At 60.9% G+C, this 21,096-nt stretch carries 17 protein-coding genes; 15 read left to right on the top strand and 2 right to left on the bottom strand.

The genetic code is table 11. The features are described from left to right. Positions 1-104: 104 nt before the first annotated feature. From ribF to ispH, 5 genes are read left to right on the top strand one after another with little or no spacing between them, the layout of a single operon-like run. Positions 105-1,043, top strand: a complete 939-nt coding sequence (ribF, locus tag ACJ8HB_RS10575) for a bifunctional riboflavin kinase/FAD synthetase (protein ID WP_033649147.1) — start codon at positions 105-107, stop codon at positions 1,041-1,043. 32 nt (positions 1,044-1,075) lie between these two features. Continuing rightward, entirely contained in the window at positions 1,076-3,892 is a 2,817-nt protein-coding gene (ileS, locus tag ACJ8HB_RS10570) for an isoleucine--tRNA ligase (protein ID WP_033649149.1), read from the top strand. Positions 3,893-3,905: 13 nt separating this feature from the next. After that, positions 3,906-4,415: a signal peptidase II gene (lspA, locus tag ACJ8HB_RS10565; protein WP_041033196.1), complete on the top strand. Its 510-nt coding sequence runs from the start codon at positions 3,906-3,908 to the stop codon at positions 4,413-4,415. 1 nt (position 4,416) lies between these two features. Then, positions 4,417-4,887: an FKBP-type peptidyl-prolyl cis-trans isomerase gene (gene fkpB, locus ACJ8HB_RS10560; protein WP_033637057.1), complete on the top strand. Its 471-nt coding sequence runs from the start codon at positions 4,417-4,419 to the stop codon at positions 4,885-4,887. Further along, a complete protein-coding gene (gene ispH, locus ACJ8HB_RS10555) occupies positions 4,868-5,821 on the top strand; it encodes a 4-hydroxy-3-methylbut-2-enyl diphosphate reductase (protein WP_033637058.1) in 954 nt (317 codons plus the stop codon). Before fkpB ends, ispH begins: the two co-directional genes overlap by 20 nt. A gap of 274 nt (positions 5,822-6,095) precedes the next feature. Here ispH and ACJ8HB_RS10550 read toward each other — a convergent pair whose 3' ends face one another. Then, a complete protein-coding gene (locus ACJ8HB_RS10550; RefSeq protein WP_223182365.1) occupies positions 6,096-7,001 on the bottom strand; it encodes a LysR family transcriptional regulator in 906 nt (301 codons plus the stop codon). A gap of 211 nt (positions 7,002-7,212) precedes the next feature. Between ACJ8HB_RS10550 and pvcA the strand changes: the two genes are divergently transcribed. From pvcA to kefC, 8 genes are all read left to right on the top strand, one after another. Continuing rightward, the gene (pvcA, locus tag ACJ8HB_RS10545) at positions 7,213-8,178 is read left to right on the top strand and encodes an L-tyrosine isonitrile synthase (RefSeq protein WP_033637062.1); all 966 of its coding nucleotides are present in this window, start codon (positions 7,213-7,215) and stop codon (positions 8,176-8,178) included. 96 nt (positions 8,179-8,274) lie between these two features. Beyond that, entirely contained in the window at positions 8,275-9,138 is an 864-nt protein-coding gene (locus ACJ8HB_RS10540) for a TauD/TfdA dioxygenase family protein (RefSeq protein WP_033649154.1), read from the top strand. A 24-nt stretch (positions 9,139-9,162) separates the two neighbouring features. Beyond that, the gene (locus ACJ8HB_RS10535; RefSeq protein WP_047569361.1) at positions 9,163-10,422 is read left to right on the top strand and encodes a glycosyltransferase; all 1,260 of its coding nucleotides are present in this window, start codon (positions 9,163-9,165) and stop codon (positions 10,420-10,422) included. A 263-nt stretch (positions 10,423-10,685) separates the two neighbouring features. Then, a complete protein-coding gene (gene dapB, locus ACJ8HB_RS10530) occupies positions 10,686-11,507 on the top strand; it encodes a 4-hydroxy-tetrahydrodipicolinate reductase (protein WP_033649157.1) in 822 nt (273 codons plus the stop codon). Positions 11,508-11,977: 470 nt separating this feature from the next. After that, positions 11,978-13,126 (top strand): glutamine-hydrolyzing carbamoyl-phosphate synthase small subunit, encoded by a 1,149-nt coding sequence (carA, locus tag ACJ8HB_RS10525; RefSeq protein ID WP_072021635.1) that lies wholly within the window; start codon positions 11,978-11,980, stop codon positions 13,124-13,126. Positions 13,127-13,143: 17 nt separating this feature from the next. After that, positions 13,144-16,368, top strand: coding sequence for a carbamoyl-phosphate synthase large subunit (carB, locus tag ACJ8HB_RS10520; protein WP_038873387.1), 3,225 nt, complete (start codon positions 13,144-13,146; stop codon positions 16,366-16,368). Positions 16,369-16,544: 176 nt separating this feature from the next. Next, on the top strand, positions 16,545-17,102 hold the full coding sequence (kefF, locus tag ACJ8HB_RS10515; RefSeq protein WP_033637069.1) for a glutathione-regulated potassium-efflux system oxidoreductase KefF: 558 nt from the start codon (positions 16,545-16,547) through the stop codon (positions 17,100-17,102). After that, a complete protein-coding gene (gene kefC, locus ACJ8HB_RS10510) occupies positions 17,095-18,948 on the top strand; it encodes a glutathione-regulated potassium-efflux system protein KefC (RefSeq protein ID WP_033637070.1) in 1,854 nt (617 codons plus the stop codon). Before kefF ends, kefC begins: the two co-directional genes overlap by 8 nt. Positions 18,949-18,983: 35 nt before the next feature. Here the strand turns inward: kefC and ACJ8HB_RS10505 are convergent, their stop codons facing one another. After that, positions 18,984-19,598, bottom strand: a complete 615-nt coding sequence (locus tag ACJ8HB_RS10505) for a LysE family translocator (protein ID WP_015376619.1) — start codon at positions 19,596-19,598, stop codon at positions 18,984-18,986. Between the two features lie 127 nt (positions 19,599-19,725). On the opposite strand from ACJ8HB_RS10505, the gene ACJ8HB_RS10500 reads away from it, so the two are divergent. Both ACJ8HB_RS10500 and ACJ8HB_RS10495 read left to right on the top strand, forming a co-directional pair. Next, the gene (locus tag ACJ8HB_RS10500) at positions 19,726-20,526 is read left to right on the top strand and encodes a threonine/serine ThrE exporter family protein (protein ID WP_041033215.1); all 801 of its coding nucleotides are present in this window, start codon (positions 19,726-19,728) and stop codon (positions 20,524-20,526) included. After that, positions 20,523-20,987, top strand: coding sequence for a threonine/serine exporter (locus ACJ8HB_RS10495; protein WP_033649168.1), 465 nt, complete (start codon positions 20,523-20,525; stop codon positions 20,985-20,987). The genes ACJ8HB_RS10500 and ACJ8HB_RS10495 overlap by 4 nt, the downstream gene beginning before the upstream one ends. Positions 20,988-21,096 lie beyond the last annotated feature (109 nt).

The following is a 21,096-nucleotide window of genomic DNA, read 5'->3' as shown; positions in this document are numbered from 1 at the left end:
TATCTCCGGTATGGTGTGTCTATTACATAAAGGCACCAATCGCGGGTTAACCTTACCGGCTGTACAAGGTATAATCCGCCGATTTCCACTGTTTTGAGCCAGCTATGGAGCTAATTCGCGGCATTCACAATATCCGGGCGCGCCACCATGGTTGCGTGCTCACCATCGGCAACTTTGACGGCGTGCATCGCGGTCATCAGGCGTTGCTGGAGCAGTTGAAGCAACAAGGGCAACGCCTCGGGCTGCCGGTGATGGTCATGATCTTTGAGCCGCAGCCGCTGGAGATGTTCGCCGCAGACAAGGCGCCGGCCCGCTTGACGCGCCTGCGCGACAAGGCCAACTACCTGGCGCAGGCGGGCGTCGACTACCTGCTCTGCGTCAAGTTCGATCCGCGTTTTGCCGCCAACACCGCGCAGGCGTTCGTCGCCGAGCTGCTGGTGGAAAAACTGGGCGTCAAATTCCTGATGGTGGGGGATGATTTTCGCTTTGGCGCCGGGCGCCAGGGCGATTTTCCGCTATTGCAGCAGGCCGGAAAAGAGTACGGCTTCGAGGTGGTCAGCACCCCGACCTTCCGCGAAGGCGATCGGCGCATCAGCAGCACCGCGATCCGCACCGCGCTGAGTGAGGACGATCTGCCGCTGGCGGAGACCCTGCTGGGTCACCCGTACAGCATCTCCGGGCGCGTGGTGCATGGCGACGAGCTGGGCCGCACCATCGGCTTCCCGACCGCCAACCTGCCGCTCAAGCGCCTGGTGGCGCCGGTGAAAGGGGTGTATGCGGTGGAAGTGTACGGCCTGGGGCCGCAGCCGCTGCCGGGCGTGGCCAATATCGGTACGCGCCCGACCGTCGCCGGCGTGCGCCAGCAGCTGGAAGTGCATCTGCTGGATGTCACAATGGATCTTTACGGGCGCCATATTGAGGTGGTGCTCCGCGCAAAATTGCGCAATGAACAGCGGTTTGCTTCGCTCGATGCCCTGAAGCAGCAAATCGCCAATGATGTGGTGACGGCCCGGAAGTTCTTCGGGCTACAGACACCGGTTTAATCTCTATAGCCGAAAACGGAACCGAGAATCTAATGAGTGACTACAAGAATACCCTGAACTTGCCGGAAACAGGGTTCCCGATGCGCGGCGATCTCGCCAAGCGCGAACCTGGCATGCTGCAACGTTGGTATGAACAGGATCTGTACGGGATTATTCGTACTGCCAAAAAGGGCAAAAAAACCTTCATTTTGCATGACGGCCCTCCGTATGCGAACGGCAGCATTCACATTGGTCACTCGGTTAACAAGATTCTCAAAGACATTATCATCAAGTCGAAAGGGATGGCCGGCTTCGACTCGCCTTATGTGCCGGGTTGGGACTGCCACGGCCTGCCGATCGAACTGAAGGTTGAACAGCTGTACGGCAAACCGGGCGAGAAGCTGACGGCGGCCGAGTTCCGCCAGAAGTGCCGCGAGTACGCGGCCGAGCAGGTTGAAGGCCAGAAAAAGGACTTCATCCGCCTGGGCGTACTGGGCGACTGGGATCGCCCATACCTGACCATGGACTTCAAAACCGAAGCCAACATCATCCGCGCGCTGGGCAAGATCATCAGCAACGGCCACCTGCTGAAAGGCGCCAAGCCGGTTCACTGGTGCACCGACTGCGGATCGTCGCTGGCGGAAGCGGAAGTGGAGTATTACGACAAGACTTCGCCGTCGATCGACGTGACTTTCCATGCGGCCGACGCGGCTGCCGTGGCGGCCAAGTTCGGCGTGAGCAACTTCAGCGGCGCCATCTCCCTGGTTATCTGGACCACCACCCCGTGGACCCTGCCGGCCAACCGCGCGATCTCGCTGCACCCGGACTTCACCTATCAGCTGGTGCAGGTTGACGGCCAGTGCCTGATCCTGGCGGCCGAGCTGGTGGAAAGCGTGATGAAACGCGCCGGCATCACCGAATGGACGGTGCTGGGCAGCTGCAAAGGCGCCGATCTGGAGCTGCTGCGCTTCAAACACCCGTTTATGGGCTTCGACGTGCCGGCCATTATGGGCGAGCACGTGACGCTGGACGCCGGTACCGGTGCGGTGCATACCGCAGGTGGCCACGGTCCGGATGACTTCGTCATCAGCCAAAAATACGGTCTGGAGATCGCCAACCCGGTAGGGCCGAACGGCTGCTACCTGACCGGTACCCATCCGCTGCTGGACGGCAAGTTCGTCTTCAAGGCCAACGATCTGATCGTCGACCTGCTGCGTGAGAAAGGTGCGCTGCTGCACGTCGAGAAGTTCCTGCACAGCTACCCGTGCTGCTGGCGCCACAAGACGCCGATCATCTTCCGCGCCACGCCGCAATGGTTCATCAGCATGGATCAGAAAGGCCTGCGCCAGCAGTCGCTGGAAGAGATCAAAGGCGTGCAGTGGATCCCGGATTGGGGCCAGGCGCGCATCGAAATGATGGTGGCCAACCGCCCGGACTGGTGCATCTCGCGTCAGCGCACCTGGGGCGTGCCGATGTCGCTGTTCGTGCATAAAGAAACCGAGCAGCTGCACCCGCGCAGCGTTGAGCTGATGGAAGAAGTGGCCAAGCGCGTCGAGCAAGACGGCATTCAGGCCTGGTGGGATCTGGACGCCGCCGACATCCTCGGCGCGGACGCCGCCGACTACGTGAAAGTGCCGGATACGCTGGACGTGTGGTTCGACTCCGGTTCCACCCACGCTTCGGTGGTCGACGTGCGTCCTGAGTTCCACGGCCACAGCGCCGACATGTATCTGGAAGGCTCCGACCAACACCGCGGCTGGTTCATGTCATCGCTGATGATCTCCACCGCGATGAAAGGCAAGGCGCCTTATAAAGAAGTGCTGACTCACGGCTTCACCGTCGACGGCCAGGGCCGCAAGATGTCCAAGTCGATCGGCAACACCGTCAGCCCGCAGGACGTGATGAACAAGCTGGGCGGCGACATTCTGCGTCTGTGGGTGGCGTCGACCGATTACACCGGCGAGATTGCGGTGTCCGACGAGATCCTCAAGCGTTCCGCCGACTCTTATCGCCGCATCCGCAACACCGCGCGTTTCCTGCTGGCCAACCTGAACGGGTTCGAGCCGAGCACCGATTGCGTGGCGCCGGAAGACATGGTGGTGCTGGATCGCTGGGCGGTCGGCCGTGCGCTGGCGGCGCAGCAGGATATCGAGCAGGCTTACGCCAACTACGATTTCCATGAAGTGGTGCAGCGTCTGATGCAGTTCTGCTCGGTCGAGATGGGCTCCTTCTACCTGGATATCATCAAGGATCGTCAGTACACCGCGAAGAGCGACAGCGTCGCCCGCCGCAGCTGCCAGACCGCGCTGTATCACATCGTGGAAGCGCTGGTGCGCTGGATGGCGCCGATCATGTCGTTCACTGCGGACGAAATCTGGGGCTTCATGCCGGGCAAACGCGCGCAGTACGTGTTCACCGAAGAGTGGTACGACGGCCTGTTCGGGCTGGCGGAAGGCGAGCCGATGAACGACGCTTTCTGGGCCGAGCTGCTGAAAGTGCGCGGCGAAGTGAACAAGGTGCTGGAGCAGGCGCGTGCCGACAAACGCCTCGGCGGTTCGCTGGAAGCGGCGGTGACGCTGTATGCCGACAGCGAGCTGGCGGCGCGCCTGAACAGCCTGCAGGATGAGCTGCGCTTCGTGCTGCTGACCTCTGCGGCGAGCGTGGCGCCATTGGCGGAGGCGCCGGCCGACGCGCAGGCTTCCGAGCTGCTGAAAGGGCTGAAGATCGCCTTCAGCACGGCACCGGGTGAGAAGTGCCCGCGCTGCTGGCATTACACCACCGATATCGGCCTGGTGGCGGAGCATGCAGACATCTGCGGCCGCTGTGTAAGCAACGTCGCCGGTGACGGCGAGAAGCGTAACTTTGCCTGAGAACTCGCGCCTGATGAGTAAATCAATTTGTTCGACCGGCCTGCGTTGGCTGTGGGTTGTGGTGGCGGTGCTGGCGCTGGATTTCGGCAGCAAGCAGTGGATCCTCGCTAACTTTACGCTGGGGCAGTCCCAGCCGTTGATCCCGTCGTTCAACCTGTTTTACGCGCGCAACTACGGCGCCGCGTTCAGCTTCCTCGCCGATCACGGCGGCTGGCAGCGCTGGTTCTTCGCCGGCATCGCCATCGCCATCGTTGCGGTGCTGCTGGTGATGATGTACCGCAGTGCGGCGCAGCAGAAGCTGAACAACATCGCCTACGCCTTTATCATCGGCGGGGCGCTGGGCAATCTGTTCGACCGCCTGTGGCACGGTTTCGTGGTCGATTTCATCGACTTCTACGTCGGTGACTGGCACTACCCGACCTTCAATCTGGCGGACAGCTTTATCTGCGTGGGCGCGGCGATGATCGTGCTGGAAGGTTTCCTGTCGCCGGCGAACAAAAGCGCAAAGAGTAAAGGTGAGTAATATGACGGCTCAGGTTATCAGTGACAGCGCGGTGCTGGTTCACTTTACGCTGAAACTGGAAGACGGTTCGACCGCCGAATCCACCCGCAGCAGCGGCAAGCCGGCGCTGTTCCGCCTGGGTGACGGCAGCCTGTCGGCACCGCTGGAAGCGCAGCTGCTTGGCCTGCGCGCGGGCGACAAATGCGCCTTTACCCTGCAGCCGGAAGCGGCGTTCGGCGCGGAGAACCCGGATCTGGTCCAGTTCTTCTCGCGCCGCGACTTCGCGGAAACCGGCGTGCCGGACGTGGGCACCATCATGCTGTTTACCGCCATCGACGGCAGTGAAATGCCGGGCGTGGTGCGCGCGGTGGCGGAAGATTCGATCACCGTCGATTTCAACCATCCGCTGGCGGGCCATCCGGTGACCTTCGATATCGAAGTGCTGGAGATCGATCCGCAGCAGGAGGAGATGCATGCAAATATTGCTGGCTAACCCGCGCGGCTTCTGCGCCGGGGTTGATCGTGCGATCAGCATCGTGGAACGCGCGCTGGAGCTGTATGGCGCGCCGATCTACGTGCGGCATGAAGTGGTGCACAACCGCTACGTGGTCGACAGCCTGCGTGAGCGCGGCGCGGTGTTTATCGAAGAGATCGCGGAAGTGCCGGACGGCTCTATCCTGATCTTCTCGGCGCACGGCGTTTCTCAGGCGGTGCGCGCCGAAGCCAAGGCGCGCGATCTGACCATGCTGTTCGACGCCACTTGCCCGCTGGTGACCAAGGTGCATATGGAAGTAGCGCGCGCCAGCCGCCGCGGCACCGAAGCGATCCTGATCGGCCACGCCGGGCACCCGGAGGTGGAAGGCACCATGGGCCAGTACAGCAACCCGCAGGGTGGCATGTACCTGGTCGAATCGCCGGAAGACGTGTGGAAGCTGCAGGTGAAAGACGAAAACAACCTGTGCTTCATGACGCAGACCACGCTGTCGGTGGATGATACCTCGGACGTGATCGACGCCTTGCGTCAGCGTTTCCCGAAAATTATCGGGCCACGTAAGGATGATATCTGCTACGCCACCACCAACCGTCAGGAAGCGGTGCGCAACCTGGCCGGCGATGCGGACGTGGTGCTGGTGGTGGGGTCGAAGAACTCCTCCAACTCCAACCGTCTGGCGGAACTGGCGCAGCGCGTCGGCAAACCGGCTTATCTGATCGACTCGGCGGCGGATATTCAGGAAAGCTGGCTGAGCGAAGCGCGCAATATCGGCGTTACCGCCGGCGCCTCGGCACCGGACGTGCTGGTGCAGGAGGTGATCTCTCGCCTGAAAGCGCTGGGTGGCCTGGACGTGCATGAAATCAGCGGGCGTGAAGAGAACATCGTGTTTGAAGTGCCTAAAGAGCTGCGCGTGGACGTTCGTCAGATCGACTGACATGCGCCGGCGGATGACAACGGGGAGCTTAGGCTTCCCGTTTTTTTTGGAAAGCGCGCCGCGTAAAAAAATAATATTCCATGCATATTCAAATTTTCTGCTAACTAAAGTCAAATTTATTCTGAGTATTTGAAATAACGTCGATGTGATTAATTATATAGGCTGGCGAAAAGTCATTAATAAAAATATCATTAGGCTGCAATCTAAATGGGGCCCGGTGTTGGCAAGGTGATTACAATAATTACAATAATAGATGTTGCAGATGTTTCTTATTTTATTCCTGCCGAATATGTTCTACGGGGCTTAATCCCTTCTCCTGCAAATAGAGTTTCATATGTTCAAGCAATCGTCTGACTTTTAATGGCTGGATCTCCCTGCGCGGCATAATGGCATAGCAATTAATTTCCGGTAACCGCCAATCGGGCAATATTTCAATCAGCTCGCCGCTGCGCAATTCACGTTCAACGTTGGCGAAGAAATTGCGAATGATACCCTTGCCGGTCAGCGCCAACTCCTTCATCGCCATACCGCTGTTGGTGAACAAGCGCCCGGTCATACGCATGCGGTGTTCACCGCCGTTGCGATGGATCAGGCGGACAAACTGCGGGTTGCCGAGCGGCGTAAAGGTGACCCATTGGTGGTGCGTCAGCGCCTGTGGCGAATCCGGCACGCCGTGATGCGCCAGGTAGGCCGGCGAGGCGCACAGCACTTCGCGGCAGCGCGCCAGCCGCGTGGAAACGTAGCTGGAGTCGGCCAGCACGCCGCCGCGTATCGCCAGATCGATGCGCTGCGTGATGAGATCTATCTTCTCATCGTGAATTTCCAGCCGCAGCGTGAGACGGGGATGTTCGTCGAGAAAACTTTGCAGCGCCGGCACCAGATAGTGAGTGGCGAATTCGGTGGAGGTGGCGACGCGCAGCTCACCGACCAGTTCGCCGCGCAGCGCGGCGATCCGTTGTTGGCCACGTTCGGCGGCGTGGATCATCAGCAGGCAATCTTCATAAAAGCACAATCCGGCTTCGGTCAGACTCAATGAACGCGTCGATCGCAGCAGTAATTGAATGCCCAGATGTTCCTCCAACTGGCGAATATGCTGGCTGACGGCGGAAGTCGTCATGCCCAATTCTTTTGCCGCCATGCTGAATGCGCCGCAATCGACCACTTTTGAGAAAATGGCCATGCGTTTTAAAATATTGCTCATAGTTTGTTAAGCACAACTTAACCAAGATTGTGAATTATACGGGCTAATAATATAGCACTATCTCTTCTATATTGCCTGAAGCACATAAACGCCGGGCTGATTATTATTTCGCAGAGTTTTTTCTCTTTTTGATAAATCTTATTGCGCTTATCAATAATGCACCCGCGCCACATCGCAACAGGAGCTCATTGTGGACAGCGCTCAGAAAGAAGAAATATCGTTAAAAATCCTACGTGAATTATTGCAATACCGCCGCCGCTTCCCCGGCGACGATACCTCGATTGCTGAAGAAGAACGGCGGGTCACTCAGGTGCAATTGCCGCGCATTCGGGCATTCATTGAAAACGAGCAACGTATCGAATTCGTGCTGCCGGCCTTTCCCACCAAGTCGCCCAACACCAACAAGGTGATCGGCGCGGTGCCGGACATGGCGGAGCGGCTGTCGCTGATCTTCCTCAACTCGCTGTGCCAGCGCATTCAACTCTATTACCCGCCGGGGGCGCATATCGTTATCTGCTCCGACGGCCACGTGTTCGGCGATCTGATCCGCGTCAGCGATGAAGCGATCAACCACTATCAGCGTGAGATTGAAAGCCTGCTGCATGAAGTGGGCGCGACGCACCTGAGCGTGTTCAACCTCGGCGACGTCAAAGGCCTGGCGGAACATACCGATGATTACGATCTGCTGCGCCGGCTGTTGGTGGAGGGCTATGCCGAATCGGAAGAGGCGATCAAGCAACAGCTGATGCAGGACGAACAGGGCCTCTTGCTGTACCGCGCCATCACGCGCTTCCTGTATGAAGACAGCCAGCTGCCGGGCTACAGCGGTTCCAACGCCGCGCTGCAGAAAGACGCCAAACAACGTGCCTGCGGCGTGATCCAGCGCAGCTGGGCCTGGGGCAACCTGCTGGCGCAGCATTTCCCGGCGGCGATCCGCCTGTCGATTCACCCGCAACCGGCCGACAGCCTGAAAATGGGCATCCACATGATGCCGACCAAAGACGACTGGCTGACGCCGTGGCACGGCGTGGCGGCCAACGTGAACGGCCAGTTCGTGCTGATGAAGCGTAAAGACGCGCAGAGCCTGGACGGCGAACTGGTGGAGATCCGCGGCACGCCGAGCCATTACCTGATCGAACAACCGCAGATGGCCTGAGGCCGTGGCGGGCTTTTGCGCCCGAAATCCTGGCGGGCGCGTTTTTGACGGCACGTTGCCGTGTGAGCAGCACATTCGATGCAAGGAGAATCACCGATGAACAACCAACCGCTTAATTGCCATATTCAACCGAATACCCCGTTTGGCGCGATCCTGACGCCGCAGCATCCGGGGCAAAAGATCGGCGAGCTGCCGGTGGCGGCGCTGCGGGCGCTGGCGCAGGAACACCACTTGCTGGTGCTGCGCGGATTCGACTCGGGTTTCAGCGAGGCGGAAGTTCTGACTCGCTACGCTGAGCAGTGGGGCGAGATCATGATGTGGCCGTTCGGCGCGGTGCTGGACGTGAAGGAGCATCCGGACGCCAAGGATCATATCTTCGACAGCAGCTACGTCCCGCTGCACTGGGATGGCATGTATAAGCCGACCATCCCCGAGTTCCAGCTGTTCCACTGCGTGGCGGCGCCGTCGCCGGACGAAGGCGGATGCACCACCTTCGTCGACACCACGCGGCTGTTGGCCAATGCGGACGAAGCGCTGCTGGATCAGTGGCTGTCGGTCTCGATCACCTACCGCATCAAGCAGGTGGTGCATTACGGCGGCGAAGTCTGTTCGCCGCTGGTGGTGCAGCACCCGAACGGCAGGGGCTTAATCATGCGCTACAATGAACCGCCGACGGAAGGAAAAAAATTCCTCAATCAACATGCGCTGGAATACCACGGCGTGCCGGAACACCAGCAGGAACAGTTCCACCACACTCTGCAGCAGCACCTGTACGATCCGCGTCACTATTATGCCCATCAGTGGCAGCAGGGCGACGTGGTGGTGGCGGACAACTTCTCGCTGCTGCACGGCCGTGAGGGCTTTACCGCCCGTTCCGCGCGTCATTTGCAGCGCGTGCATATTCAGAGCAACCCAGTGTGCGCCAATCTGGCGCTGAAGCCGGCCAACGCAGAAGCGTAAAGGAGCATTATGGCAAGGATACTGATGGCGGCAGTCGCCACTCCGGGGCACGTCTACCCGATGTTAGCCATCGCTCGCCACCTGATTGCCCAAGGGCATCAGGTGCGGGTGATGACCGGCGCGCTGTTTCGCGAACGCGCCGAGGTGGCGGGCGCGAGCTTCGTGCCGTTCGACGCGCAGGTGGATTTCGATTACCGCCACCTGGAAGAGCACTTCCCCGAGCGCGCCGCGCTGCCGCCGGGCAATGCGCAGATGGCGCTGGCGCTGAAGGATTTCTTCGCCGCGCCGATCCCGTTGCTGGATCGGCAGCTGCGTGCGACCATCGCCGCCGAAAAGACCGATCTGCTGATGGTGGAGAACTGCTTCTACGGCGTGCTGCCGCTGCTGCAGTCCGCCGCGCGGCCGCCGGTCTTCGGTATCGGCGTTACGCCGCTGTCGTATTCTTCGCGCGACGCTATTTTTTATGGCCCGCGTATCCCGCCGGCGCTGCTGCCGCAGGCGTTGACCCGTGAGCAGTTGGTGGATGAAGAAACGCGCGTGCTGATCGATGACGTGCAGCAGAGCTTCGATGCGGCGCTGCTGCAGGCGGGCGGTCGGGCGCTGGATCGCCCGTTCACCGACGCGCTGATCGGCGGCTGCGAGCGTTTCCTGCAGCTGGCTACCACGGCGCTGGAATATGAGCGTGACGATCTGCCGAGCGGCGTGCGATTCGTCGGCCCGCTGCGCAGCGGCGGCCAGCCGGCGGCGGAAGAGACGCTGTGGGAGGCGGACGATCGTCGGCCGCTGGTGATTGTGACACAGGGCACGCTGGCCAATGTCGATCTGCATCAGCTGATCGTGCCGACGCTGCAAGCGCTGGCGCATTTGCCGGTGCGAGTGCTGGCCACCACCGGCGGACGGGCGACGGAAGGGCTGATGGACGCGCTGCCGGGCAATGCCAGAGTGCGGGAGTTTATCTCCTTCGAACGCTGGCTGCCGGAGACGGCGCTGCTGATCACCAACGGCGGTTACGGTTCGATCAGCTATGCGCTGGACAGCGGCGTGCCGCTGATCGTCGCCGGCACCGGCGAGGACAAGCTGGAGGCGGCCGCGCGTGTGGTGGCCGCCGGCTGCGGCATCAGCCTGCACACCAGCACGCCGAGCGCCGAACAGATCCTGGCGGCGGCGACGCGCATTCTACAGCAGCCGATCTATCGGCAACGTGCGGCGCTGGTGCGTGAGGACTATGCCCGCCACGACGCGCTGACGGCGATCGCCAACGAAGTGGCCGCCATTACCGCCTGACCTCGCCGTTCTCCCTTCCACAGGCGCCGTTTTCGGCGCCTTTTTTCCGCATTTTTTTGCCATGGAAACTGCATGATTATGTACAATCGTCGCAGGCCGCCAAATCGGTTGAATGTTAATCTCACGACAGCGCCGCTGATGAAAGCGGGGGAATATCATAATTTTCTAATTATGAAATGAATCCTCTGGCGACGCTGAAGCGGGGCGGTTACCCTGAATCGATAGCCTAATGGGATAGGCGTCAAATCAAGAAGAGAGCAAGCATGAGTGATACACAAATCCGCATTGCGATTGCGGGCGCCGGCGGCCGGATGGGCCGTCAGTTGATCCAGGCGGTGCAGCAGGCGGAAGGCGTGGTATTGGGGGCGGCGCTGTCGCGCCCGGGTTCCAGCCTGATCGGCGTCGACGCCGGTGAGCTGGCGGGCATTGGCGCGCTGGGCGTCAAGGTGAGCGACAGTCTGGAGAAGGTGGCGAACGAGTTCGATATTTTGATCGACTTCACCCGCCCGGAAAGCACCCGGGGCTACCTGGATTTTTGCGTGGCGCACCACAAGGCGATGGTGATTGGCACTACCGGCTTCGATGACGCCGGCAAGCAGGCGATCCGCGATGCGGCGCAGCATATCGGCATCGTGTTCGCCGCCAACTTTAGCGTCGGCGTCAACCTGGTGCTGAAACTGCTGGAGAAGGCCGCGCAGGTGATGGGCGACTATACCGATATCGAAATCGTTGAGGCGCACCACCGCCACAAAGTGGATGCGCCGTCGGGCACGGCGTTGGCCATGGGCGAAGCGATCGCCGGCGCGCTGGGGCGCGATCTGAAAAGCTGCGCGGTCTATGCGCGCGAAGGCCATACCGGCGAGCGCGATCCGAAAAGCATCGGCTTTGCCACCATTCGCGCCGGCGACATCGTCGGCGAGCACACCGCGATGTTCGCCGACATCGGTGAACGGGTGGAAATCACCCATAAAGCCTCCAGCCGTATGACTTTTGCCAGCGGCGCGGTGCGCGCGGCTTCCTGGTTGCATAACCGTGATAAAGGTCTGTTTGATATGCGCGACGTGTTGAATTTGGACCAATTATAATTGATTTGCATACCATCGTGATGTGGTTGTATTGATCATAATGCTATGATAATCGGACAATAAATTTATTGTCCTTTTTTTTAACACGAAAAATGAAGTGTTGGTGTTATTTTGTTGTCGTGATTGTTATTTATCGGTTCTTATCTCGCTAATCACCCCGTTTTCATCCACCAGATCCCATTTCAGCGTCTTTTTGAGCCCATTCTGGCGCCATTTTCCGTCATTCAGCTTCGCAACCGTTTTCCAGCCCCGGTTTTCTGTGTTTTTATCGACGCTCAAGCCGCATGAGCGCCGAGAACTGCAAAAATAAAACAAAAAACGGCAGTTTGGGTAGACAAGCCGGGCACTCATCATTAAAATGCGCCCAATTTGCCAAAAATTGGCCTCGCGGACGGTTTTTGCATTGATTTAGATCGCGATATCTGAATTAATATGCAAATATTGTGATTGATTATTCCTCGGAGGATGTTTTGATAAAGTCAGCGCTATTGGTTCTGGAAGACGGAACCCAATTCCACGGTCGGGCCATCGGGGCAGAGGGAACGGCAGTGGGGGAAGTGGTCTTCAATACGTCGATGACCGGTTATCAAGAAATCCTCACTGATCCTTCCTATTCCCGCCAGATCGTTACTCTTACTTATCCTCATATCGGCAATGTCGGCACCAATGCTTCCGACGAAGAATCCTCCGCAGTACACGCCCAAGGCCTCGTCATTCGTGACCTCCCGCTGATCGCCAGCAACTACCGCAACGAAGAAAGCCTGTCCGACTACCTCAAGCGTCACAACATCGTGGCGATCGCCGATATCGATACCCGTAAATTAACCCGCCTGCTGCGCGAGAAGGGCGCCCAGAACGGCTGCATCATCGCCGCCGACTCGCCGGACGCCGCGCTGGCCCTGGCCAAGGCGCAAGGTTTCCCGGGGTTGAAGGGCATGGATCTGGCGAAAGAGGTCACCACCCAAGAGGCTTACAGCTGGCAGCAAGGCAGCTGGACGCTTGAAGGCGACCTGCCCGAAGCCAAAACCGCCGCGGAGCTGCCGTTCCACGTGGTGGCTTACGACTACGGCGCCAAGCGCAACATCCTGCGTATGCTGGTGGATCGCGGCTGCCGCCTGACCGTGGTGCCGGCGCAGACCCCGGCCGAGGAGGTGCTGAAAATGAATCCGGACGGCATCTTCCTGTCCAACGGCCCGGGCGACCCGGAGCCGTGCGACTACGCCATCGCCGCCATCAAACAGTTCCTGGAAACCGACATCCCGGTGTTCGGCATCTGCCTGGGCCACCAGCTGCTGGCGCTGGCCAGCGGGGCGAAAACCATGAAAATGAAGCTCGGTCACCACGGCGGCAACCACCCGGTGAAGGATCTGGACAACAACACCGTGATGATCACCGCGCAGAACCACGGCTTCGCCGTCGATGAAAACAACCTGCCGGCGAACCTGCGCGTCACGCACAAATCGCTGTTCGACCACACGGTGCAGGGCATTCACCGCACCGACAAGGCGGCATTCAGCTTCCAGGGGCACCCGGAAGCCAGCCCAGGCCCGCACGATGCCGCGCCGCTGTTCGATCACTTTATCGAACTGATTGAGACTTACCGTTCTAACGCCAAATAATCAGGAGCAGTAAAAAAATGCCAAAACGTACAGACATAAAAAGCATCCTGATCCTCGGCGCTGGTCCGATCGTTATCGGCCAGGCGTGTGAGTTCGACTACTCGGGTGCACAGGCGTGTAAAGCGCTGCGCGAAGAGGGTTACCGCGTCATTCTGGTCAACTCCAACCCGGCGACCATCATGACCGACCCGGAAATGGCCGACGCGACCTACATCGAGCCGATCCACTGGGAAGTGGTGCGCAAGATCATCGAAAAAGAGCGCCCGGATGCGGTGCTGCCGACCATGGGCGGCCAGACGGCGCTGAACTGCGCGCTGGAGCTGGAGCGTCAGGGCGTGCTGGCCGAGTTCGGCGTGACCATGATCGGCGCCACCGCCGATGCGATCGACAAGGCCGAAGACCGTCGCCGTTTCGACGTGGCGATGAAGAAAATCGGTCTGGATACCGCGCGTTCCGGCATCGCGCACACCATGGAAGAAGCGCTGGCGGTCGCCGCTGACGTCGGCTTCCCGTGCATCATCCGCCCTTCCTTTACCATGGGCGGCACCGGCGGCGGCATCGCCTACAACCGCGAAGAGTTCGAAGAGATCTGCGAACGCGGCCTGGATCTGTCACCGACCAACGAGCTGCTGATCGATGAATCGCTGATCGGTTGGAAAGAGTACGAGATGGAGGTGGTGCGCGATAAGAACGACAACTGCATCATCGTCTGTTCCATCGAAAACTTCGACGCCATGGGCATCCACACCGGCGACTCGATCACCGTCGCACCGGCCCAGACCCTGACCGACAAGGAATACCAAATCATGCGCAACGCCTCGATGGCGGTGCTGCGTGAGATCGGCGTCGAAACCGGCGGCTCCAACGTGCAGTTCTCGGTCAACCCGAAAACCGGCCGCCTGATCGTTATCGAAATGAACCCGCGCGTGTCGCGCTCTTCGGCGCTGGCGTCGAAAGCCACCGGCTTCCCCATCGCCAAGATCGCCGCCAAGCTGGCGGTGGGCTACACCCTCGATGAGCTGATGAACGACATCACCGGCGGCCGCACCCCGGCATCGTTCGAACCGTCCATCGACTACGTCGTGACCAAGATCCCGCGCTTCAACTTCGAGAAGTTCGCCGGCGCCAACGACCGCCTGACCACCCAGATGAAGTCGGTCGGCGAAGTGATGGCCATCGGCCGCACCCAGCAGGAGTCGCTGCAAAAAGCGCTGCGCGGCCTGGAAGTGGGCGCCACCGGCTTCGACCCGAAAGTGAGCCTGGACGATCCGGAAGCGCTGACCAAAATCCGCCGCGAGCTGAAAGACGCCGGCTCTGACCGCATCTGGTACATCGCCGACGCCTTCCGCGCCGGTCTGTCGGTTGACGGCGTCTTCAACCTGACCAACGTCGACCGCTGGTTCCTGGTGCAGATTGAAGAGCTGGTGCGCCTGGAAGAGCAGGTGGCCGAAGCGGGCATCAACGGCCTGAACAAAGCGTTCCTGCGCACCCTGAAGCGCAAGGGCTTCGCCGATGCGCGTCTGGCCAAGCTGGCCGGCGTCGCCGAGAGCGAAATTCGCAAGCTGCGCCACAGCCACGGCCTGCATCCGGTGTACAAGCGCGTGGATACCTGCGCGGCGGAATTCGCCACCGACACCGCCTACATGTACTCCACCTATGAAGAAGAGTGCGAGTCCAACCCGACCAACGACCGGCCGAAAGTGATGGTGCTGGGCGGCGGGCCGAACCGTATCGGCCAGGGCATCGAGTTCGACTACTGCTGCGTGCACGCCTCGCTGGCGCTGCGCGAAGACGGCTACGAGACCATCATGGTCAACTGCAACCCGGAAACCGTCTCCACCGACTACGACACCTCCGACCGTCTGTACTTCGAGCCGGTAACGCTGGAAGACGTGCTGGAAATCGTGCGCATTGAGAAGCCGAAGGGCGTGATCGTGCAGTACGGCGGCCAGACCCCGCTGAAGCTGGCGCGTGAGCTGGAAGCCGCGGGCGTGCCGATCATCGGCACCAGCCCGGACGCCATCGACCGCGCCGAAGACCGCGAGCGCTTCCAGCAGGCGGTTAACCGTCTGGGCCTGAAGCAGCCGGCCAACGCCACCGTCACTGCCATTGAGCAGGCGGTGGAGAAGGCGGCGGGCATCGGCTATCCGCTGGTGGTGCGCCCTTCCTACGTGCTGGGCGGCCGGGCGATGGAAATCGTCTATGACGAAACCGACCTGCGCCGCTACTTCCAGACCGCGGTCAGCGTGTCCAACGATGCGCCGGTGCTGCTGGACCGCTTCTTGGACGACGCGGTGGAAGTGGACGTCGACGCCATCTGCGACGGCGAGCGCGTGCTGATTGGCGGCATCATGGAGCACATCGAGCAGGCGGGCGTGCACTCCGGCGACTCCGCATGTTCGCTGCCGGCGTACACCCTGAGCCAGGAAATTCAGGACGTGATGCGTCGTCAGGTGGAAAAACTGGCGTTCGAGCTGCAGGTACGCGGCCTGATGAACGTGCAGTTCGCGGTGAAAGACAACGAAGTCTACCTGATTGAAGTCAACCCGCGCGCCGCGCGTACCGTGCCGTTCGTCTCCAAAGCGACCGGCGTGCCGCTGGCCAAAGTGGCCGCGCGCGTAATGGCGGGCAAAACGCTGGTCGAGCAGGGCGTGACCGAAGAAATTATCCCGCCGTACTACTCGGTGAAAGAAGTGGTGCTGCCGTTCAACAAATTCCCGGGCGTCGACCCGATTCTGGGGCCGGAAATGCGCTCTACCGGGGAAGTGATGGGCGTGGGCCGCACCTTTGCGGAAGCCTTCTCCAAAGCGATGCTGGGCAGCAACTCGGGCATGAAGAAACAGGGCCGCGCGCTGCTGTCGGTGCGTGAAGGCGACAAGGCTCGCGTGGTCGATTTGGCCGCCAGCCTGCTGAAGCAAGGCTTCGAGCTGGACGCCACCCACGGCACCGCGGTGGTGCTGGGCGAAGCGGGCATCAACCCGCGCCTGGTCAACAAGGTGCACGAAGGGCGTCCGCACATTCAGGACCGTATCAAAAACGGCGAGTACACCTACATCGTCAACACCACGGCCGGCCGTCAGGCGATTGAGGACTCCAAGCTGATTCGCCGCAGCGCCCTGCAGTACAAGGTGCACTACGACACCACGTTGAACGGCGGCTTCGCCACCGCGATGGCGCTGAAAGCGGATCCGACCGAGCAGGTGACGTCGGTGCAGGAAATGCACGCGCGCATCGGCAAGTAACCGCGCGATAACGCTACGCCAGGGGCGCTGCAGTTCAATGCAGCGCCCTTTTTTTATTCAGCGAATTTGTCGGCAGGCGTTAAAAATTTCCGCTATCAATCAGTGGCCAAACTGTCACCCTGTGTGATTGGTATATGCTTGGTGTATTGGCAAGGAACGAAGGAACGACGATAACAATGATTCTGATAATTTACGCTCACCCGTATCCCCGGCATTCGCATGCCAATCAGCGCCTGCTGCAGGCGGTGAGGGATCTCCCCGAGGTAGAGGTGCGCTCGCTGTATGAGCTGTACCCCGATTTCAATATCGATATCAACGCCGAGCAGCGGGCGCTGGAGCGCGCCGACCTGGTGGTGCTGCAGCATCCGATGCAGTGGTACAGCTTCCCGCCGCTGTTGAAGCTGTGGATCGACAAAGTGCTGGAGCACGGCTGGGCCTACGGCCACGACGGCAACGCGCTGGTGGGTAAAGACTGCCTGTGGGCGGTGACCAGCGGCGGCGACGAGCACCACTTCGAGCTGGGCGACTTTCCCAACTTTGCTGCGCTGGCGCAGCCGCTGCAGGCCACGGCGATCTACTGCGGCATGAACTGGCAACCCTATTTTGCCGTACATAATACTTTTACCTGCAACGAACCGGCGCTGCTCGCCGCCGGCGAAGCCTACCGGCAGCGGTTGGTCGACTATCTGATGGAACATGCCGAAGCGGAAACTCGGGAGGCCAGCCATGGATAATCACCACATGATGATCGAGGGGCTGATCTACCTCGGCTCCGCCGCGCTGTTCGTGCCGATCGCGGTGCGTCTGGGGCTGGGCTCGGTGCTCGGCTACCTGATCGCCGGCTGCATCATTGGCCCCTGGGGACTGAAGCTGGTGTCGGACGCCGAATCGATCCTGACCTTCGCCGAGATCGGCGTGGTGCTGATGCTGTTTATCATCGGCCTGGAGCTGGATCCCAAGCGGCTGTGGACGCTGCGCGCCTCGGTATTCGGCGGCGGCAGCATTCAGATGGTGGGCTGCGGCCTGGCGCTGAGCGCCTTCTGTTACTTCCTCGGCCTCAACTGGAAGGTGGCGCTGCTGATAGGTTTGACGCTGGCCCTCTCATCCACCGCCATCGCCATGCAGGCGATGAGTGAACGTAATTTGACGCCGTCGCCGATCGGCCGCAGCGCGTTTGCGGTGCTGCTGTTCCAGGATATCGCGGCGATCCCGCTGGTGGCGATGATCCCGCTGCTGGCCAGCAGCGGCGCCACCACCACGCTGGGCGCTTTCGTGTTGTCGGCGGCCAAGGTGGTGGGCGCGTTGACGATGGTGGTGCTGCTCGGCCGCTACGTCACCCGCCCGCTGCTGCACTTCGTCGCCCGTTCGGGCATGCGCGAGGTGTTCAGCGCCGTGGCGCTGTTCCTGGTGTTCGGCTTCGGCATCCTGCTGGAGATGGCCGGGCTGTCGATGGCGATGGGGGCGTTCCTCGCCGGGGTGCTGCTGGCGAGCTCGGAATACCGCCACGCGCTGGAGAGCGATATTCAGCCGTTCAAAGGGCTGCTGCTGGGGCTGTTCTTTATCGGCGTCGGCATGTCGATCGACTTCGGCACGCTGTTCCATCACCCGCTGCTGATCGCCTCGCTGTTGCTGGGCTTTATGCTGATCAAGGCGGCGCTGCTGTGGCTGATTGGGCCGCTGCTCGGCGTGCCGAAGCGCCAGCGCGGCCTGTTTGCCATTCTGCTGGGGCAGGGCAGTGAATTCGCCTTCGTGATCTTCAGCGCCGCGCAGCTGGCCGGCGTACTGCCGGTCGAATGGGCCAAGTCGCTGACGCTGGCGGTGGCGCTGTCGATGGCGGCCACGCCGCTGCTGTTGGTGATCGCCGCGCAGCTGGAGAAAAATGCGCCGAAAGAGGAGCGCCCGGCGGACGTCATCGACGACGAAAATGCCAGCGTGATCATCGCCGGCTTCGGCCGTTTCGGCCAGATCGCCGGCCGCTTGCTGCTGGCCAACGGCGTACACACCGTGGTGCTGGATCACGATCCGGACCATATCGAAACGCTGCGCAAATTCGACACCAAGGTGTTCTACGGCGACGCCACGCGCGCCGATCTGCTGGAGGCCGCTGGCGCCGCCCACGCCAAGGTGCTGATCAACGCCATCGATGACGTGGAAGACAGCCTGGCGCTAACCGAGCTGGCCAGGCAGCACTTCCCGCATCTGAAGGTGGTGGCACGGGCGCGCGACGTCGATCACTGGTATCAGCTGCGGCAGCTGGGGGTGGAAAAACCGGAGCGCGAAACCTTCGAAAGCTCGCTGCGCGTCGGCCGTGAAACGCTGGAGCTGCTGGGGCTGGACGCCTATGAGGCGCGCGAGAAGGCGGACACGTTCCGCCGCTATAACCTGAAGATGCTGGAAGACACGCTGGAGAATTATCAGGACACCGAGTTCCGCATCGCCAGCCTGCAGCGGGCCAAGGAGATGCTCAGCGCGGCCATCGAGCAGGATCAGAATCGGCTGGCGCGGGTGCAGCAGACCGGCTGGCGCGGCAGTATCGATGGCAAGGCGCCGGAGGACGAGGTGGTGGAAGCCAAAGGATAAGAGTAGGGGCGCCAGATCGGCGCCCCTTCTTTTGCTTAGCTCAGCGCGACCTTGATGCCCAGGGCGATCAGCATGCCGCCCAGCAGCTTGTCGACGATCTTCTGGGTCTTTTCCAACCCGCGGCGCACCGGCCCGCTCTGGATCAGGAACACCAGCAGCGGCCACCAGATAACCGACAGGCCGAGAATAATCCCCGCGTACCACAGCTTGTCGCCCAGACCGGAATCGATCTGCAGCACCTGGGTGAACACCGCCAGGAAGAACAGGGTGGCCTTCGGGTTCAGCAGGTTGCACAGGTAACCTTGCGCAAAGGCGCTCTTCAGGCTGACCTGCTGCTGCGGCAGATTGCTGACGTTCATCTTGCCGCCGCCGCGCGACAGCAGCGCCTGGATGCCGATCCACACCAGATAGACCGCCCCGGCGTATTTCAGCAGGTTAAACAGCCACGGCGTGGTGGTGATCACCACCGCCAGCCCGGCGACACAGTAGGACATGTGGGTGGCGACGCCGCAGATCACGCCGAAGGCGGTCATCATGGCGGCCAGCCGCGGATAGCGGGCGGCGTTTTTGATCACCAGGAAAAAATCCGGGCCGGGGGAGAGCATGCCGAGGGCGGCAATGCCGGCGACGAACAGCGAAGTTTCAAGCATGGGAGCGTCTCGCGCAAAAGACAGAGTTCTGGCGATAATAACGCCGCTTCCTCTGATGCGCATCAACCCAATGAGGTATTGTTAGGCTCTATGATAATAATTCATCTACCGCCAGCAACGGAGCACCATGCAGCAGACTAACGCCACAGACCGGCCGGAGCCGCACCGGCAACAGCGTGAAATTACCCGCCTGTGCATTCAATGCGCGCTGCTGCTGTTGCAGCACGGCGCCGAGAGCACGGTGGTGGAACAGCTGTCGACCCGCCTGGGGCTGGCGCTGGGGATGGACAGCGTGGAAAGCTCGATCTCCGCCAATGCGGTGGTGTTGACCACCCTCAGCCACGGCGCCTGCCTGACCACCACCCGCAAGAACGTCGATCGCGGCATCAATATGCAGGTGGTGACCGAAGTGCAGCATATCGTGATCCTCGCCGAGCACCACCTGGCGGATGCGCACGACGTGGCGCGCCGCTTTGACAGGATCCGGCCGCTGCGTTACCCGCGCTGGCTGGTGGTGCTGATGGTGGGGTTGTCCTGCGGGTGTTTCAGCATGCTCAACGGCGGCGGCGGCGATGCTTTCCTGGTGACCTTTATCGCCAGCGGCGCGGCGATGCTGGTGCGCCAAATCCTCACCGCCCGCCATATGAATCCGCTGATCAATTTTTGCCTGACGGCGTTTGTCGCTACGTCGATCTCCGGACTGCTGCTGCGCCTGCCGGCGTTTAAAGACACCTCGAGCGTGGCGATGGCCGCCAGCGTGCTGTTGCTGGTGCCGGGCTTCCCGCTGATCAACGCGGTGGCAGACATGTTCAAGGGGCACGTCAATACCGGGCTGGCGCGTTGGGCGATGGCCAGCCTGCTGACGCTGGCGACCTGCATCGGGGTGGTGATGGCGATGTCGCTGTGGGATCTGCGGGGGTGGTCATGAGTCTGCTGTGGGCCTTGCTGCAGGAGATGCTGTTGGCGGCGGTGCCGGCGCTGGGCTTCGCCATGGTGTTCAACGTGCCGCTGCGCGCGCTGCGCTATTGCGCGTTGCTCGGGGCTATCGGGCGCGGCTCGCGCATGCTGATGATGCACGGCGGCATGAACATCGAGTGGGCCTCGCTGCTGGCGGCGATCCTGATCGGTATCATCGGCATCTACTGGTCGCGCTGGCTGCTGGCGCACCCGAAGGTGTTCACCGTGGCGGCGGTGATCCCGATGTTCCCCGGCATTTCCGCCTATACCGCGATGATAACGGTGGTGGAGATCTCGCATCTGGGCTACAGCGAAGCCCTGATGGAGACCATGATCACCAACTTCCTCAAGGCCAGTTTTATCGTTGGCGCATTGTCGATCGGCCTGTCGTTGCCGGGCCTGTGGCTGTACCGCAAACGCCCCAGCGTGTGAAATGACCTGGCGGGAGATCGTTGGTTATTAGATATACTGATAAGAGCTATCTTATATATTCATCTTGCTTGATTAGCCTATCGACGGCACTCAGGCCTTTACGTATAGT

The sequence above is a fragment of the Serratia sp. CY27727 genome (genome assembly GCF_052169275.1).
GTDB lineage: Bacteria > Pseudomonadota > Gammaproteobacteria > Enterobacterales > Enterobacteriaceae > Serratia > Serratia sarumanii.
Note: the sequence above shows the minus strand (reverse complement) of the source record. Positions and strands in the feature narration are given on the sequence as shown.